Raw genomic sequence first — 15,138 nt, forward strand, 5'->3', positions numbered from 1 at the left:
CCGGTCGCTTGGTGCGCTGTCCCTCTGGATGGGCGCTAAGCTGAAAAATGATGGCCCGGCGGGAGTACGCGCAGTGTTCACTTTAGATCCACGACTTCAACAAGACACGTTACCGATCGGGGACTTTCCGCTCTGCCGGTTGCTGCTGTCCAACGATTCGAACTATCCCTGGTTCATCCTGGTACCTCGTCGCGAGGCTATCAGCGAGATATTTCAGTTAGATGTCCTAGAGCAACAACAGCTTTGGCAGGAAACAACAGTGCTGTCGCAAGTGCTCAAGGACGCGTTCGATGCGGACAAGTTGAATGTGGCGGCGCTGGGCAATGTCGTGAGTCAGTTGCACATGCATGTGATTGTGCGCAAGCGCGAAGATGCCGCCTGGCCAGCGCCGGTTTGGGGTAAGCATCCGGCGAAACCCTACAGTTCGGAGCAGATCGCCGCGATTCGCGAACGTTTGCGCTTGATTTTGACCGATGAATTTACGTTTCTGGAGGGCTGAAGCATGAGCCTGGAAGAGCGCGTTACCGAGCTTGAAAGCCGTCTGGCGTTTCAGGATGACACCATCCAGGCGTTGAACGATGTGCTGGTGGCGCAGCAGCGGGTGGTCGAGCGCCTGCAGCTGCAAATGGCTGCGCTGCTCAAGCGGCAGGAGGAAATGGTCGGGCAGTTCGAGTCATTCGAAGAAGAGGCGCCGCCGCCGCACTATTAAGAGCGTCGCAGGCATGAAAAAACCGCGGACAGCTCAGCTGTGCGCGGTTTTTTTAGCCTTGAATCAGCGGCGCGGCAGTGCGGCGATCACATCTTCGGCTTGCAGGCCCTTGTCACGATTCATGACGGAGAACTCCACGCGCTGGCCTTCGACCAGGACACGGTGGCCTTCACCGCGAATGGCCCGGAAGTGGACGAAGATATCGTCACCGGAGTCGCGGGAGATAAAGCCGAAGCCTTTGGATGTGTTGAACCACTTGACGGTGCCGGTATCGCGGTTGCTCATGTCGTAGCTTGGCGAGGTGGCGGCTGGTGACGACTTGTAGAAGCTGATGCCCAGGTGCAGGGTAACGGCGATCAGGGCTGCGACCAGGCTGAACAATACAGCGGGTTGACCGGCGATGACGGGCATCGGTGCGATCAGCGTCAGGGTCTGCAGGACCACGCTCAGAACCAGCAGGGCGCTGACCAGGTTTTGCAGTTGGTGACGCGGGCCTTTGTTCCAGTAAGGGATGACAGGCGCAAGTGTGAGGTTGAGCAGGCCGAAAAAGGCCAGGTACAGCGCGTCGGGTTGTTGCAGGTAAGGTAAGGCTTCGGATTGCAGGCTAGGGATGAAGGACAGCAGCAAGGCCGCTGCGCCTATCAACAGATGGACGATTTTCAACATTTTGATTAACTCACGTTAAGACAGCTCACAAGGAAGAGCTGATGGCGCACGGTTCGCTTCAAGATAATAAAGAGGCGTTGGACACGTACCCGGTATCAGCCTATGCGCCGTACCCGGAAAAAATGGGCACTGGCGACACACTGTCTATTTAACAGCAAAGCCGCAGGCTACTCAAATCAGGGCGTCCGGCGGCTCTTTTGGGGGGATTAGCCGCGGGTTGCCCGAAGTTCCGGGGCTGCGGTACGACGGCGGGTTTTGTCAGGCGCCTTGAAGTGTTGTACGCGCTCTTCTTTCCTACGCCATTCCATTAGGTGCTTCTGAAGGGGGTATCGCTTCGCTGCGTGGGAAAATGTCCGGAGTAGGATGCTCTCCAGGGTCTGCCAAACGTTGTTGGCTTATCCTGCGTCGAGGGTCATAAAGTCGGCTGGAAAAGACCTTTGCACTGCGTTTTTATAAGTCGACACACAGTTGCGCTTAAAGAAACCAGGATGGCAAAGGAGTGTCAGCGTTATGGTTTATGAAAGGCAGGAAGAGGGGCGATACGGTTCGCACAAGGATGTAAAGGTTGATCCGTTTGTTCGCGAGTTCGATATGGGGCTGGCGCAGCCCTTGTCCCGCTCCGTGCGATTGAATGGCTTCGCCACCTGTTTGCGGCTCGAGCAGGTTTATTGGGATATTTTGGGGGAGATGGCCCGGGTCAATGGTTGCTCGGTCAACAACCTGTTGTCTCATGTGGATCGCGAAGTTCACTTGCGTCACGGCGGGGTGAGGAACTTCAGTGGATTGGTGCGGGTTGTCTGTGTCGTGCACAGTCTCAAGGAAGGGGGTTGCATCGCCACGGCCTAGTCTGGGCGGCGAAAACAGCAGAGTGTCGGTCTGTGCAGTCTTACGGCTGCACAGGCCGCATTTAATGGATATAATCCCGCTCTTTGCCGCAAAACCCTGCGTTTACGGTAGCAATCTGATCGCCGAGACAACCTCCATGCCGATGTACGATTATCAATGTGCTTCCTGTGGTCATCAGTTGGAAGCCATTCAAAAGATCAGCGATGCACCGCTGGTCGACTGCCCTGCCTGTCAGGCGCCAGAGCTTAAAAAGTTGCTGTCCATGCCGGGCTTCCGCCTCAGCGGCACGGGTTGGTACGAAACCGATTTCAAGACCGGTTCCAAGAAGAACCTGGCCGGCGGCGACAAAGCTGACTAAGGTCTGGAACCTGAGTTGAACGACACGCGTGCTCTTGCATCACCCGACGACTTTTTTAAAGGCGGGGCTGCTGTAGGATCTCCACCGAATTTCGAATTACGAGAAGTGAAACCACGACCATGATGCGCAGCCATTATTGCGGCCAACTGAACGAAAGCCTGGACGGCCAGGAAATTACCCTTTGCGGATGGGTCCACCGTCGCCGTGACCACGGTGGGGTGATTTTCCTCGATATCCGTGATCGTGATGGTCTGGCCCAGGTCGTGTTCGATCCTGACCGTGCTGAAACCTTCGCCGCTGCCGATCGCGTGCGCAGCGAGTACGTCGTGAAGATCACCGGCAAGGTTCGCCTGCGTCCGGCCGGCGCGACCAACGCCAACATGGCGTCGGGCATGATCGAAGTCCTGGGTTACGAGCTGGAAGTGCTGAACGAGTCGGAAACCCCGCCGTTCCCGCTGAACGAGTTCTCCGACGTCGGCGAAGAAACCCGCCTGCGATATCGCTTCCTCGACCTGCGTCGCCCGGAAATGGCCGAGAAGCTGCGTCTGCGCTCGCGCATGACCACAAGCATCCGCCGCTTCCTGGACGAGAACGGCTTCCTCGACGTCGAGACGCCGATCCTGACCCGTGCCACCCCGGAAGGCGCACGCGACTACCTGGTGCCGAGCCGTACTCATGCCGGTTCGTTCTTCGCCTTGCCGCAATCGCCGCAGCTGTTCAAGCAACTGCTGATGGTGGCCGGCTTCGACCGTTACTACCAGATCGCCAAGTGCTTCCGTGACGAAGACCTGCGTGCCGACCGTCAGCCGGAATTCACCCAGATCGACATCGAGACCAGCTTCCTCGATGAAAAAGAGATCATGGGCCTGACCGAGCAAATGATCCGCAACCTGTTCAAGGAAGTGCTGGGCCTGGAATTCGGCGAGTTCCCGCACATGACCTTCGAAGAAGCCATGCGCCGCTACGGTTCCGACAAGCCAGACCTGCGTAACCCGCTGGAACTGGTGGACGTGGCCGATCAGCTCAAGGAAGTCGACTTCAAGGTGTTCAGCGGCCCGGCCAACGACCCGAAATGCCGTATCGCCGCCTTGCGCGTCCCGGGCGGGGCGAGCATGCCGCGCAAGCAGATCGACGACTACACCAAGTTCGTCGGCATCTACGGTGCCAAGGGCCTGGCGTACATCAAGGTCAACGAGCGTGCCAAGGGCGTTGAAGGCCTGCAGTCGCCAATCGTGAAGAACATCCCTGAAGACAACCTCAACGTGATCCTCGATCGCGTCGGTGCGGTTGACGGCGATATCGTGTTCTTCGGCGCCGACAAGGCGAAGATCGTCAGCGAAGCCCTGGGCGCGCTGCGGATCAAGCTCGGCCACGACCTGGACCTGCTGACCTGCAAGTGGGCACCAATGTGGGTCGTCGACTTCCCGATGTTTGAAGAAAACGACGACGGTAGCTTCACCGCCTTGCACCACCCGTTCACCGCGCCGAAGTGCACCCCGCAAGAGCTGGAGGCCAACCCGGCTGGCGCTCTGTCCCGTGCCTACGACATGGTATTGAACGGTACCGAACTGGGTGGCGGTTCGATCCGTATCCACCGTAAAGAGATGCAGCAGTCGGTGTTCCGTCTGTTGGGCATCAACGAAGCGGAACAGGAAGAGAAATTCGGCTTCCTGCTCGATGCCCTGAAATACGGCGCGCCACCGCACGGTGGCCTGGCCTTCGGTCTGGACCGTCTGGTCATGCTGATGACCGGCGCCCAGTCGATCCGTGAAGTGATCGCCTTCCCGAAAACCCAGAGCGCGGCGGATGTCATGACTCAGGCGCCGGGCCAGGTGGATGCCAAGGCATTGCGCGAGCTGCACATTCGTCTGCGCGAAACGCCTAAGGCCGAGTAAGGCTGACCTGAAGGGCGCATCCGTGGATGCGCCCTTTCCTTTATAGGCAGAGCAGTTCAAGATTTTTGTTTGCCGGCCGGCGCAATGCAGCGCGGCGGGCAATGTTTCAAAGAGAATTCGGAGCGAGTTATGGCAGGTCATTCCAAGTGGGCGAACATCAAGCACCGCAAAGAACGTCAGGATGCCAAGAGGGGCAAGATCTTCACCAAGTGGATTCGTGAGCTGACCGTCGCTGCCCGTCAGGGTGGTGGTGATCCAGGCTCCAATCCGCGTCTGCGCCTGGCCCTGGACAAGGCCCTGGGTGCGAACATGAGCCGCGACATCATCGATCGTGCCGTCGCCCGCGGAACCGGCGCTGCCGACACGGACGACGTGGTCGAACTGACCTACGAAGGTTACGGTCCGGGCGGCGTGGCGGTGATGGTCGAATGCATGACCGACAACCGTAATCGCACCGCAGCCGCTGTTCGTCACGCGTTCAGCAAGTGCGGTGGCAACCTGGGGACTGACGGTTCGGTGGCCTATCTGTTCGAGCGCAAGGGGCAGATCTCCTTCGCTGCCGGCGTTGACGAAGACGCACTGATGGAAGCCGCCATGGAAGCCGACGCCGATGACGTGGTGACCAACGAAGACGGTTCGATCGACGTTTTCACCTCGTTTGCCGGATTCTATTCCGTTCGTAACGCACTGGAAGCGGCGGGCTTCAAGGGTGACGACGCTGAAATCGTCATGTTGCCGACCACCAGCGCCGAGCTCGATCTGGAAGGCGCCGAGAAAGTCCTCAAGCTGATCGACATGCTCGAAGACCTGGATGACGTGCAAAACGTCTATTCCAACGCGGAGATTCCGGAGTCGGTGGCCGCGCAGCTCGGTTGAGAGCGCCGTCTTTGTAGGAGTGAGCTTGCTCGCGATAAACCTGAGAGCGACGCTGATTTCAAACGTTGCGTTATCGTTAAGGTCCATCGCGAGCGAGCTCGCTCCTACAGCGTGCGGTGTTCTGGCCGACGCGTTATTTCAATTTATCCGCAGGCGTTATGACTTTAATTCTTGGTATCGACCCCGGTTCGCGCATCACCGGTTACGGTGTGGTTCGCGATACCGGCCGTGGCTGTGAGTACGTCGCCTCCGGTTGTATCCGCACCGGTGCCGGCGAGTTGCATGAGCGACTGCAGATTGTCTACCGCGGGGTGCGGGAGATCATTCAGACTTACCACCCGGTGACCATGGGGATCGAAAAGGTGTTCATGGCCCGTAACGCCGATTCCGCCCTGAAACTGGGGCAGGCCCGTGGTGCCGCGATCGTGGCGGGAGCCGAGGAAAGCCTGGAAATTGCCGAATACACTGCAACCCAGGTCAAGCAGGCGGTCGTCGGTACCGGTGCGGCCAACAAGGAACAGGTGCAGATGATGGTCATGCACATGCTCAAACTCACCAGCAAACCGCAGATCGATGCTTCGGATGCCCTGGCCATTGCCATCTGCCACGCTCATACCCGTTCCAGTCTGTTGCCCCATGGTCTGGGAGCTGCACGCAGTCGTGGCGGGCGCCTGCGTCTCTGATAGCATCAGCAATCATTTTCATGGAGTGAGGGTATTCCGCCTGTGTTGTCGGCGGTATTCCTCGCTCTATCAGTCGCTGGCCATGAGCTGGCCAACGCTCAAGGATTTGTAACGTGATTGGACGTTTGCGCGGCACCCTGGCTGAGAAGCAGCCTCCCCATCTGATCCTGGATGTAAATGGCCTGGGCTATGAACTTGAAGTGCCCATGACGACCCTTTACCGCTTGCCGTCGGTCGGTGAGCCGCTAACCTTGCACACGCATTTGGTCGTGCGCGAAGACGCACAGTTACTCTATGGTTTTGTCGGCAAGCGTGAACGCGACTTTTTTCGCGAATTGATCCGTCTCAATGGCGTCGGGCCGAAACTGGCCCTGGCCTTGATGTCGAGCCTGGAAGTCGACGAACTGGTTCGTTGTGTACAGTCACAGGACACGTCGGCGCTGACCAAGGTCCCGGGCGTCGGCAAGAAAACCGCCGAGCGTTTGCTGGTGGAACTCAAGGATCGCTTCAAGGCCTGGGAAACCGTACCGGCCATGTTCGCCCTGGTGCCGAACCAGCCGGATGGTCCGGCTCCGGTGAACACTGCCGAGACTGACGCCGTCAGCGCCTTGATTTCCCTGGGCTACAAGCCCCAGGAAGCGAGCAAGGCAGTGTCTGCGATCAAGGAGAAAGATTTGAGCAGTGAAGACATGATCCGCCGCGCCTTGAAGGGAATGATCTAAGTGATTGAAGCTGATCGTCTGATCGCTGCCACGCACAGTCCGCGTGAGCGCGAAGAAGTCCAGGACCGAGCCATTCGCCCGGTCAGCCTGGCCGAATACATTGGCCAACCGACCGTTCGCGAGCAGATGGAGTTGTTCATTCAGGCTGCGCGCGGTCGTAATGAATCCCTGGATCACACGCTGATCTTCGGGCCGCCCGGCCTGGGCAAGACCACCCTCGCCAACATCATCGCCCAGGAAATGGGCGTATCGATCAAGAGCACCTCGGGGCCGGTGCTGGAGCGCCCCGGTGACCTGGCGGCGCTGTTGACCAACCTTGAACCCCACGATGTGCTGTTTATCGACGAGATCCATCGCCTGTCGCCCATCGTTGAAGAGGTGCTGTACCCGGCCATGGAGGATTTCCAGCTCGACATCATGATCGGCGAAGGTCCGGCCGCGCGTTCGATCAAGCTGGACCTGCCGCCGTTCACCCTGGTCGGCGCAACGACGCGGGCGGGGATGCTCACCAACCCGTTGCGTGACCGTTTCGGCATCGTTCAGCGTCTTGAGTTCTACAACAACGCCGATTTGTCGACGATTGTCAGTCGTTCGGCGAGCATCCTCGGTTTGCCGCTGGACCCGGAAGGCGCCTTCGAAATCGCCCGCCGTGCCCGTGGCACGCCACGGATCGCCAACAGGCTGCTGCGCCGGGTGCGTGATTTCGCCGAAGTTCGCGCCAAGGGGCATATCACCAAGCCGATTGCCGACCTGGCGCTGAACCTGCTGGACGTCGACGAACGCGGCTTCGATCACCAGGACCGGCGTCTGTTGTTGACCATGATCGAGAAGTTCGACGGCGGGCCAGTCGGGGTCGACAGCCTGGCCGCCGCCATCAGTGAAGAACGTCACACCATCGAAGACGTGCTGGAGCCTTACCTGATCCAGCAGGGTTACATCATGCGCACGCCACGGGGACGGGTGGTGACGCGGCATGCCTACCTGCATTTCGGCTTAAACATTCCGTCACGATTGGGCGAAATGCCCGTGGTAGACGAGTTTCTTGAAGCCGCTGACGATTAATTAACATTGCGTGCTGATTTTTTCGGGCAATGTAGGGTCCCAGGACCGTACTTTCACGTGAAAGCCGCAGAACAATGAAAAACAGTTGCCATGCCGGATTGGCAACCTGAGGAGTAAGCACTAGAGTATGCGCGCGCAAAACGGGCTTGAGCCTTTCGCACATCGTTGTCGCGTTTATTACGAGGACACCGATGCGGGCGGCATCGTGTATTACGTTAATTACCTCAAGTTTATGGAACGGGCTCGAACCGAGCGGCTACGAGATCTGGGCTTTGCCCAATCCACGCTGGCCGGGGAGGATCTGTTGTTCGTCGTGCATTCCAGCGAAGCTCGCTACCACGCGCCGGCGCGACTGGATGACGAACTGTTGGTAAGCGCTGAAGTAATCGAATTGAACCGTGCCAGCCTGCGCTTCAAGCAGCAGGTCAGGCGGGCAGCGGATAACACACTGCTCTGCGAAGGGCAGTTTCTGGTGGCCTGTGTGCGCACTGAAAGTTTAAAACCCCGGGCCATTCCCGAAGCTCTACGAGCGGCCTTTGCCGACGTGAGCGGCGCGGGTACACACTCAAAGCAGGAGATAAAGCGTGGAAGCTAACGTCGTCGACCATTCCTCCATGTGGAGCCTGGTCAGCAATGCCAGTATCGTGGTGCAACTGGTAATGCTGATCCTGGTAGCCGCATCGGTGACCTCGTGGATCATGATCTTTCAGCGCAGCAACCTGCTGCGCGCCGGTCGACGTGCCCTGGAGAGCTTTGAAGAGCGCTTCTGGTCGGGTATCGACCTGTCCAAGCTGTACCGTCAGGCCGGTAGCAATCCGGACCCTGATTCGGGTGTCGAACAAATCTTCCGTGCCGGTTTCAAGGAATTCTCCCGTCTGCGCCAGCAGTCAGGCGTTGACCCGGAAGCGGTCATGGAAGGCGTGGCGCGTGCCATGCGCGTTGCCATTTCCCGCGAAGAAGAAAAGCTTGAGCAGAGCCTGCCCTTCCTGGCCACCGTTGGCTCCGTCAGCCCGTACATCGGTCTGTTCGGTACCGTCTGGGGGATCATGAACTCCTTCCGCGGTCTGGCGACCGCCCAGCAAGCGACCCTGGCCACTGTGGCCCCGGGTATCGCCGAAGCACTGATTGCCACCGCGATCGGTCTGTTCGCTGCCATTCCAGCCGTTATCGCTTACAACCGTTTTGCTGCGCGCAGTGAAACCCTGCTGGGCCGCTACTACACCTTCGCCGACGAGTTCCAGGCGATCCTGCACCGCAAAGTGCACACCAGCGAAGAATAAGCAGGTAATTTCCAATGGCTTTAATCGCTCGAGCTCGCAAAAAGCGCAAGCCGGTCGCCGAGATGAACGTAGTGCCTTACATCGACGTGATGTTGGTACTGCTGGTCATCTTCATGGTGACCGCGCCGATGCTCAATCAGGGCGTGAAAGTTGATCTGCCCAAGGTTTCCAGCGAAGCCTTGCCGCAGGACAACAACACCCAGGTCCTGACCATTTCCATCAAATCCGACAAGACCTACTACTGGAACCTTGGTAGCGAAGTCGACACCGAAAAACAGCAGGATCGGGCCATGACCCTGCCGCAGATGACTGACGCGGTGACCAAGATCATTCGCGTTGGCAACGAAGGCGGCAAGCGTACCCAGGTCTTCATTCGCGGCGACAAGAGTGTCGATTACGGCTCCGTCATGGGCGCCATGGGCGGGTTGCAGAAAGCCGGGGTCGGTAATGTTGGCTTGATTACCGAGGCGCCCTGATGCAGCAACAGCGAGAGCCGTCCGCCTCGGAAAGCTACTTCTGGCCTAGTGTCTGGGCGATTGGCTTGCACGTGCTGGTGTTCGGCATGCTGTTCGTCAGCTTTGCCTTTACCCCGGAACTGCCGCCGGCCAAGCCGATTGTCCAGGCGACCTTGTACCAGCTGAAATCGAAAAGTCGGGCCACCACCCAGACCAATCAGAAGATTGCCGGTGAGGCGCAGAAATCTGCTGCGCGTCAGACCGAAGTCGAGCAGATGGAACAGAAAAAGGTCGAGCAGGAAGCGGTGAAGGCTGCGGAACAAAAGAAAGAAGAGGCTGCTCAAAAGGCCGAAGAAGCCAAGAAGGCCGACGAGGCGAAGAAAGCGGACGAGGCGAAAAAGGCTGATGAAGCCAAGAAAGCCGACGATGCGAAGAAAACCGCGGAAGCCAAGAAGGCAGAAGAGAAACAATTGGCTGATATAGCCAAGAAGAAAGCCGAAGAAGAAGCCAAGAAAGCTGCGGAAGAAGAGGCCAAGAAAGCGGCCGCTGAAGAAGCCAAGAAAAAGATCGTCGAAGACGCGAAGAAGAAAGCCGCGGAAGACGCCAAGAAGAAAGCTGAAGCTGAAGAGGCGAAGAAGAAAGTCGCCGAGGAAGCGAAGAAGAAAGCTGCTGCCGATGCTGCGAAGAAGAAATCGCAGGATGCGGCGCGTAAATCCGCCGAAGACAAAAAGGCCCAGGCCCTGGCAGATTTGCTTTCAGACACGCCGCAGCGTCAACAGGCCTTGGCCGATGAGCAGGGCGACGAAGTCGCCGGCAGTTTCGATGACCTGATTCGTGCGCGTGCAGCGGAAGGCTGGGCTCGTCCACCTTCAGCACGCAAAGGCATGACGGTCGTGTTGCAAATCGGCATGTTGCCGGACGGTACGGTGACTTCGGTCAGCGTGTCCAAGTCCAGTGGCGACGGTCCGTTTGACGCATCGGCTGTTGCAGCGGTGAAGAATATTGGACGTTTGACAGAAATGCAGGGAATGAAGCCGAGTGATTTCGCTCCGTATCGTTCATTCAAGATGACATTCACACCTGAGGATCTAGCCTTGTGAGAAACCTTCTTCGAGGAATGCTGGTCGTTATCTGCTGCATGGCAGGGATGGCGATGGCAGATGAGAAAAACATTCTGGTTACCAGCGGCAGCGATCGGGCGACCCCGATCGCAGTCGTGCCGTTCGGCTTCCAGGGCGGTAGCGTGCTGCCGGACGACATGGCGGAAATCATCGGTAACGACCTGCGCAACTCAGGTTACTACTCGCCGCTTCCAAAGCAGAACATGATCAGCCAGCCGAGCCAGGCCAGCGAAATCATCTTCCGTGACTTCAAGGCACTGGGCGCCCAATACGTCATGGTCGGCAGCATTGTGCCGGCGGGCGGTCGCCTGCAGGTGCAATACGCACTGTTCAACGTGGCCACCGAGCAGCAAGTGCTGACCGGCAGCGTGTCCGGCGGCGTCGATCAGTTGCGCGACATGGCGCACTACATCTCCGACCAGTCGTTCGAAAAACTCACGGGTATCAAGGGTGCCTTCTCGACTCGCCTGCTGTACGTAACGGCCGAGCGTTTCTCCGAGAACAACACTCGCTACACCCTGCAACGTTCGGACTACGACGGTGCTCGCGCCGTGACCCTGCTGCAGTCGCGCGAGCCGATCCTGTCGCCGCGTTTCGCGCCGGATGGCAAGCGCATCGCTTATGTCTCCTTCGAGCAGAAGCGTCCACGCATCTTCATGCAGAACATCGACACCGGTCGCCGTGAACAGATCACCAACTTCGAAGGCCTGAACGGTGCGCCAGCCTGGTCGCCGGATGGCAATCGCCTGGCGTTCGTACTGTCGAAAGACGGCAACCCGGACATCTATGTGATGAACCTGGGTTCGCGTCAGATCAGCCGCGTCACCAACGGTCCTGGCATCAACACCGAACCGTTCTGGGGCAAGGATGGCTCGACCATCTACTTCACGTCCGACCGTGGCGGCAAACCGCAGATCTACAAGACCAGTGCCGGTGGTGGCGGTGCCGAACGCGTGACTTTCGTCGGTAACTACAACGCCAACCCTAAACTGTCGGCTGATGAAAAGACGCTTGTCATGATTCACCGTCAGGATGGCTTCACCAATTTCAAGGTGGCGGCCCAGGATTTGCAGCGCGGTAGTGTAAAAATCCTCACTGATAGCACTCTGGACGAGTCGCCTACTGTCGCGCCCAACGGCACCATGGTAATCTACGCCACCCGCCAGCAGGGCCGGGGAGTCTTGATGCTCGTGTCCATCAATGGACGCGTAAGGCTCCCGCTTCCTACCGCACAAGGCGAAGTCAGAGAACCTTCCTGGTCCCCTTACCTGAACTGACGCGGCGCTATACGTTGTACTTAACACACTGGGGTTCATTAGGAGTTTCACGATGGAAATGCTGAAGTTTGGTAAATTTGCTGCGCTGGCACTGGCCATGGCTGTAGCTGTAGGTTGCTCGTCCAAAGGCGGCGACAATGCCGGTGAAGGCGCGGTAGATCCAAACGCTGGTTACGGCGCAAACACTGGTGCAGTTGACGGCTCCCTGAGCGAAGAAGCTGCTCTGCGCGCTATCACCACTTTCTACTTCGAATACGACAGCTCGGACCTGAAGCCAGAAGCCATGCGCGCTCTGGACGTTCACGCCAAAGACCTGAAAGCAAACGGCGCTCGCGTTGTTCTGGAAGGCAACACCGACGAACGTGGTACTCGTGAGTACAACATGGCACTGGGCGAGCGTCGTGCGAAAGCCGTTCAGCGCTACCTGGTACTGCAAGGTGTTTCCCCAGCTCAGCTGGAACTGGTTTCCTACGGCGAAGAGCGTCCAGTTGCTACCGGCAACGACGAGCAGTCCTGGGCTCAAAACCGTCGCGTCGAACTGCGTAAGTAATTCGTCATGCGAACGTGCCGTCGTGCTGTAACTGTTCTGGCTCTCAGCCTCGCGCCGCTTGCGGTGTGGGCTGCGGTTCCTGTGGTCGATAACGACTCCGGCTATAACAATAGCGGGAGCAGTTATCCGCCTGCAGGTTACGGTACGAACGGCGCCTATGCCGGGGGAGGGGTTTCGGCCCCTGTCTCGGCACAGGGCGAGCTGTTCAACCAACTGCAATCAATGCAGCAACAGATCGAGCGCCAGCAAGGTGCGATTGAAGTTCTGCAAAATGATGTAGCGCGCATGAAGCAGGAAAACCTGGAGCGATATCAGGATCTTGATCGGCGCATAGGAACCGGCGTTGCACCAGCCGCGACTCCTGAAAATTCTTCCACCGGTGGCGATTTGAACGTCCCCGGTGCAGCAGCAGGTGCAGGGGCAGCTGCCGCCCAGACACCGGCCGCAGGTAGCGAACCGGCGGATCCGGCGAAGGAAAAGCTCTACTACGATGCTGCCTTCGACCTGATCAAAGCCAAGGATTTCGACAAGGCCAGTCAGGCTTTTGCCGCATTCCTGCGCAAATACCCGAACAGCCAGTACGCGGGCAACGCCCAATACTGGTTGGGCGAAGTGAACCTGGCCAAAGGCGATCTGCAAGGCGCAGGTCAGGCATTTGCCAAGGTTTCGCAGTTGTACCCCAAGCACGCCAAAGTGCCGGACTCGCTGTACAAGCTCGCTGATGTAGAGCGCCGCTTGGGGCATACCGACCGAGTCAAAGGCATTCTGCAGCAGGTGGTTTCCCAATATCCGGGCACTTCCGCCGCTCAGTTGGCCCAGCGCGATCTGCAAAAAATGTAAGCCTGCTTGACCCGTTTCAAAGAAACCCGCGCTTGTCGCGGGTTTTTTCGTTAGAATTCACGCCCTTTTTATGAAACACGCTTTTGGGGGCCTGCGCTTTGCCGGGGTTCCTTCAAGTGCCTGACGGAGGCGGACAGCCTGTTTAGCTGTTACGCCCGTGGCGACTATGCAAGACACATTGAGAATCACCGAAGTTTTCTACTCGTTGCAGGGTGAAACGCGGACTGCCGGCCTGCCCACTGTTTTTGTGCGCCTGACCGGTTGCCCTCTGCGTTGCCAATACTGCGACAGCGCCTACGCGTTCACCGGCGGGACCATTCGCACGCTCGACGACATCCTCGAGCAGGTCGCAGGGTTTCGCCCGCGTTACGTCTGCGTCACGGGCGGCGAGCCCCTGGCACAGCCCAACGCCATTCCCTTGCTCAAGCGCTTGTGTGACGCCGGTTACGAAGTGTCACTGGAAACCAGTGGCTCCATCGATATCTCGGCAGTAGATTCCCGGGTCAGTCGCGTTGTCGACCTGAAAACCCCGGGTTCGAAGGAAGCGCACCGCAACCGCTACGAAAACATCGAGCTGCTCACGCCCAACGATCAGGTGAAGTTTGTCATCTGTTCGCGAGAGGACTATGACTGGTCTGTTTCCAAGCTGATCCAGTACGGTCTGGACCAGCGCGCCGGTGAAGTCCTGTTCTCGCCAAGTCACCATGATCTCAATGCCCGGGATCTGGCGGACTGGGTGGTGGCGGACAACCTGCCAGTGCGTTTGCAATTGCAGCTGCATAAATATCTATGGAATGACGAGCCGGGGCGCTGAAATGACTGAACAACTCAATACTGCTGAAAAACGTGCGGTCATCTTGCTGTCCGGTGGCCTGGACTCGGCGACCGTCGTGGCCATGGCGCGCGCCGAAGGCTACAGCTGCTACACCATGAGCTTCGACTATGGTCAGCGCTCTCACGCCGAACTGTACGCCGCCGAGCGTGTGGCGCGGGACCTGGGTGTGGTCGAGCACAAGGTGATCGGCCTGAACCTGAACGGCATGGGCGGCTCGGCCCTGACCGACAGCAGCATCGATATTCCAGAGGAGCTCGGTGAAGGCATTCCCGTGACTTACGTGCCTGCGCGTAACACGGTGTTCCTGTCCCTGGCCCTGGGCTGGGCAGAAGTACTCGGCGCACGGGACATCTTCATCGGTGTCAACGCCGTGGATTACTCCGGTTACCCGGACTGCCGTCCCGAGTTCATCGAGTTGTTCGAGCGCATGGCCAACCTGGCAACCAAAGCCGGTGTTGAAGGCAATGGCTTCCGTATTCAGGCACCGCTGCAAAACCTCAGCAAGGCGCAGATCGTCCAGGCGGGCGTGAAGCTTGGCGTGAACTACGGGCTGACCGTTTCCTGCTATCAGGCCGACGATGAAGGCCGTGCGTGCGGCAAGTGCGACAGCTGCCGACTGCGTGCGGAAGGCTTTGCAGCGGCCGGAATCAGCGATCCAACCCCTTATTTTTGATTTATTTCAAAATAGGTGTTGAATAGTCCTTAAAAATCAGTATTATACGCGCCACCACACAGCGGGTCGTTAGCTCAGTTGGTAGAGCAGTTGGCTTTTAACCAATTGGTCGTAGGTTCGAATCCCACACGACCCACCATTTTTGGCGGTTTAGAAAATCCGGAAGGCCCACGCAAGTGAGGATTTCCGGGTTTTTTTTTGCCCGCGATTCAGGTCCGCCTCGTTGCGGGCTGCTGCCCATGACGCAGATCAGAATCACCTTTTGCATCCATCGGATATTCTGTAGCCTT

19 protein-coding genes and 1 tRNA gene are annotated in these 15,138 nt (G+C 58.3%); 19 read left to right on the forward strand and 1 reads right to left on the reverse strand.

The window, feature by feature from the left end:
- Nucleotides 1–73 precede the first annotated feature (73 nt).
- Entirely contained in the window at nucleotides 74–499 is a 426-nt protein-coding gene (locus AC1RS8_RS14030; protein WP_057713514.1) for an HIT domain-containing protein, read from the forward strand.
- Nucleotides 500–502: 3 nt separating this feature from the next.
- The gene (locus AC1RS8_RS14035) at nucleotides 503–709 is read left to right on the forward strand and encodes a SlyX family protein (protein ID WP_008052459.1); all 207 of its coding nucleotides are present in this window, start codon (nucleotides 503–505) and stop codon (nucleotides 707–709) included.
- Nucleotides 710–772: 63 nt separating this feature from the next.
- On the opposite strand, the gene AC1RS8_RS14040 is transcribed toward AC1RS8_RS14035, so the two are convergent.
- Nucleotides 773–1,375 carry a cold-shock protein gene (locus tag AC1RS8_RS14040; protein WP_057713515.1) on the reverse strand — a complete coding sequence of 201 codons (603 nt, stop codon included), beginning with the start codon at nucleotides 1,373–1,375 and terminating at the stop codon, nucleotides 773–775.
- Between the two features lie 510 nt (nucleotides 1,376–1,885).
- Between AC1RS8_RS14040 and AC1RS8_RS14045 the strand changes: the two genes are divergently transcribed.
- From AC1RS8_RS14045 to AC1RS8_RS14125, 17 genes are all read left to right on the forward strand, one after another.
- Nucleotides 1,886–2,221, forward strand: coding sequence for a ribbon-helix-helix domain-containing protein (locus AC1RS8_RS14045; RefSeq protein WP_090457447.1), 336 nt, complete (start codon nucleotides 1,886–1,888; stop codon nucleotides 2,219–2,221).
- Nucleotides 2,222–2,357: 136 nt separating this feature from the next.
- Nucleotides 2,358–2,579 (forward strand): FmdB family zinc ribbon protein, encoded by a 222-nt coding sequence (locus AC1RS8_RS14050; protein WP_032829812.1) that lies wholly within the window; start codon nucleotides 2,358–2,360, stop codon nucleotides 2,577–2,579.
- Nucleotides 2,580–2,698: 119 nt separating this feature from the next.
- Nucleotides 2,699–4,474, forward strand: a complete 1,776-nt coding sequence (gene aspS, locus AC1RS8_RS14055; RefSeq protein ID WP_007995642.1) for an aspartate--tRNA ligase — start codon at nucleotides 2,699–2,701, stop codon at nucleotides 4,472–4,474.
- A 129-nt stretch (nucleotides 4,475–4,603) separates the two neighbouring features.
- Nucleotides 4,604–5,350, forward strand: a complete 747-nt coding sequence (locus AC1RS8_RS14060; protein WP_007995641.1) for a YebC/PmpR family DNA-binding transcriptional regulator — start codon at nucleotides 4,604–4,606, stop codon at nucleotides 5,348–5,350.
- Between the two features lie 158 nt (nucleotides 5,351–5,508).
- Nucleotides 5,509–6,033 carry a crossover junction endodeoxyribonuclease RuvC gene (gene ruvC, locus AC1RS8_RS14065; RefSeq protein ID WP_008015799.1) on the forward strand — a complete coding sequence of 175 codons (525 nt, stop codon included), beginning with the start codon at nucleotides 5,509–5,511 and terminating at the stop codon, nucleotides 6,031–6,033.
- A 113-nt stretch (nucleotides 6,034–6,146) separates the two neighbouring features.
- Nucleotides 6,147–6,755 (forward strand): Holliday junction branch migration protein RuvA, encoded by a 609-nt coding sequence (gene ruvA / locus AC1RS8_RS14070; protein WP_008052450.1) that lies wholly within the window; start codon nucleotides 6,147–6,149, stop codon nucleotides 6,753–6,755.
- A complete protein-coding gene (gene ruvB, locus AC1RS8_RS14075) occupies nucleotides 6,756–7,817 on the forward strand; it encodes a Holliday junction branch migration DNA helicase RuvB (RefSeq protein WP_057713517.1) in 1,062 nt (353 codons plus the stop codon).
- Between the two features lie 127 nt (nucleotides 7,818–7,944).
- Nucleotides 7,945–8,412 (forward strand): tol-pal system-associated acyl-CoA thioesterase, encoded by a 468-nt coding sequence (gene ybgC, locus AC1RS8_RS14080; protein WP_489339133.1) that lies wholly within the window; start codon nucleotides 7,945–7,947, stop codon nucleotides 8,410–8,412.
- Entirely contained in the window at nucleotides 8,402–9,097 is a 696-nt protein-coding gene (tolQ, locus tag AC1RS8_RS14085; RefSeq protein ID WP_007897030.1) for a protein TolQ, read from the forward strand. Before ybgC ends, tolQ begins: the two co-directional genes overlap by 11 nt.
- A 23-nt stretch (nucleotides 9,098–9,120) precedes the next feature.
- Nucleotides 9,121–9,573, forward strand: a complete 453-nt coding sequence (gene tolR / locus AC1RS8_RS14090) for a protein TolR (RefSeq protein WP_162135951.1) — start codon at nucleotides 9,121–9,123, stop codon at nucleotides 9,571–9,573.
- Nucleotides 9,573–10,652, forward strand: coding sequence for a cell envelope integrity protein TolA (gene tolA, locus AC1RS8_RS14095; RefSeq protein ID WP_056726036.1), 1,080 nt, complete (start codon nucleotides 9,573–9,575; stop codon nucleotides 10,650–10,652). The genes tolR and tolA overlap by 1 nt, the downstream gene beginning before the upstream one ends.
- 17 nt (nucleotides 10,653–10,669) lie before the next feature.
- On the forward strand, nucleotides 10,670–11,950 hold the full coding sequence (gene tolB / locus AC1RS8_RS14100) for a Tol-Pal system beta propeller repeat protein TolB (RefSeq protein ID WP_167362903.1): 1,281 nt from the start codon (nucleotides 10,670–10,672) through the stop codon (nucleotides 11,948–11,950).
- A gap of 52 nt (nucleotides 11,951–12,002) precedes the next feature.
- Nucleotides 12,003–12,500 (forward strand): peptidoglycan-associated lipoprotein Pal, encoded by a 498-nt coding sequence (gene pal / locus AC1RS8_RS14105; protein WP_003178634.1) that lies wholly within the window; start codon nucleotides 12,003–12,005, stop codon nucleotides 12,498–12,500.
- A gap of 6 nt (nucleotides 12,501–12,506) precedes the next feature.
- Nucleotides 12,507–13,340 carry a tol-pal system protein YbgF gene (gene ybgF, locus AC1RS8_RS14110; protein ID WP_223504277.1) on the forward strand — a complete coding sequence of 278 codons (834 nt, stop codon included), beginning with the start codon at nucleotides 12,507–12,509 and terminating at the stop codon, nucleotides 13,338–13,340.
- Nucleotides 13,341–13,506: 166 nt separating this feature from the next.
- Nucleotides 13,507–14,154: a 7-carboxy-7-deazaguanine synthase QueE gene (gene queE, locus AC1RS8_RS14115; protein ID WP_007995628.1), complete on the forward strand. Its 648-nt coding sequence runs from the start codon at nucleotides 13,507–13,509 to the stop codon at nucleotides 14,152–14,154.
- Between the two features lies 1 nt (nucleotide 14,155).
- Nucleotides 14,156–14,848: a 7-cyano-7-deazaguanine synthase QueC gene (gene queC / locus AC1RS8_RS14120; RefSeq protein WP_489339132.1), complete on the forward strand. Its 693-nt coding sequence runs from the start codon at nucleotides 14,156–14,158 to the stop codon at nucleotides 14,846–14,848.
- 63 nt (nucleotides 14,849–14,911) lie between these two features.
- Nucleotides 14,912–14,987 (forward strand) — tRNA-Lys (locus AC1RS8_RS14125).
- The last annotated feature ends 151 nt before the right edge of the window (nucleotides 14,988–15,138 follow it).

This window comes from Pseudomonas sp. GW821-FHT12A04, assembly GCF_058807755.1.

Excerpts from the sequence above, each read along its gene's own strand:
- AC1RS8_RS14035 (WP_008052459.1), top strand. The coding sequence starts at position 503 with ATGAGCCTGGAAGAGCGCGTTACCGAGCTTGAAAGCCGTCTGGCGTTT.
- AC1RS8_RS14040 (WP_057713515.1), bottom strand. The coding sequence starts at position 1,375 with ATGTTGAAAATCGTCCATCTGTTGATAGGCGCAGCGGCCTTGCTGCTG.
- AC1RS8_RS14045 (WP_090457447.1), top strand. The coding sequence starts at position 1,886 with ATGGTTTATGAAAGGCAGGAAGAGGGGCGATACGGTTCGCACAAGGAT.
- AC1RS8_RS14050 (WP_032829812.1), top strand. The coding sequence starts at position 2,358 with ATGCCGATGTACGATTATCAATGTGCTTCCTGTGGTCATCAGTTGGAA.
- aspS (WP_007995642.1), top strand. The coding sequence starts at position 2,699 with ATGATGCGCAGCCATTATTGCGGCCAACTGAACGAAAGCCTGGACGGC.
- AC1RS8_RS14060 (WP_007995641.1), top strand. The coding sequence starts at position 4,604 with ATGGCAGGTCATTCCAAGTGGGCGAACATCAAGCACCGCAAAGAACGT.
- ruvC (WP_008015799.1), top strand. The coding sequence starts at position 5,509 with ATGACTTTAATTCTTGGTATCGACCCCGGTTCGCGCATCACCGGTTAC.
- ybgC (WP_489339133.1), top strand. The coding sequence starts at position 7,945 with ATGCGCGCGCAAAACGGGCTTGAGCCTTTCGCACATCGTTGTCGCGTT.
- tolA (WP_056726036.1), top strand. The coding sequence starts at position 9,573 with ATGCAGCAACAGCGAGAGCCGTCCGCCTCGGAAAGCTACTTCTGGCCT.
- tolB (WP_167362903.1), top strand. The coding sequence starts at position 10,670 with ATGCTGGTCGTTATCTGCTGCATGGCAGGGATGGCGATGGCAGATGAG.
- pal (WP_003178634.1), top strand. The coding sequence starts at position 12,003 with ATGGAAATGCTGAAGTTTGGTAAATTTGCTGCGCTGGCACTGGCCATG.
- ybgF (WP_223504277.1), top strand. The coding sequence starts at position 12,507 with ATGCGAACGTGCCGTCGTGCTGTAACTGTTCTGGCTCTCAGCCTCGCG.
- queE (WP_007995628.1), top strand. The coding sequence starts at position 13,507 with ATGCAAGACACATTGAGAATCACCGAAGTTTTCTACTCGTTGCAGGGT.
- queC (WP_489339132.1), top strand. The coding sequence starts at position 14,156 with ATGACTGAACAACTCAATACTGCTGAAAAACGTGCGGTCATCTTGCTG.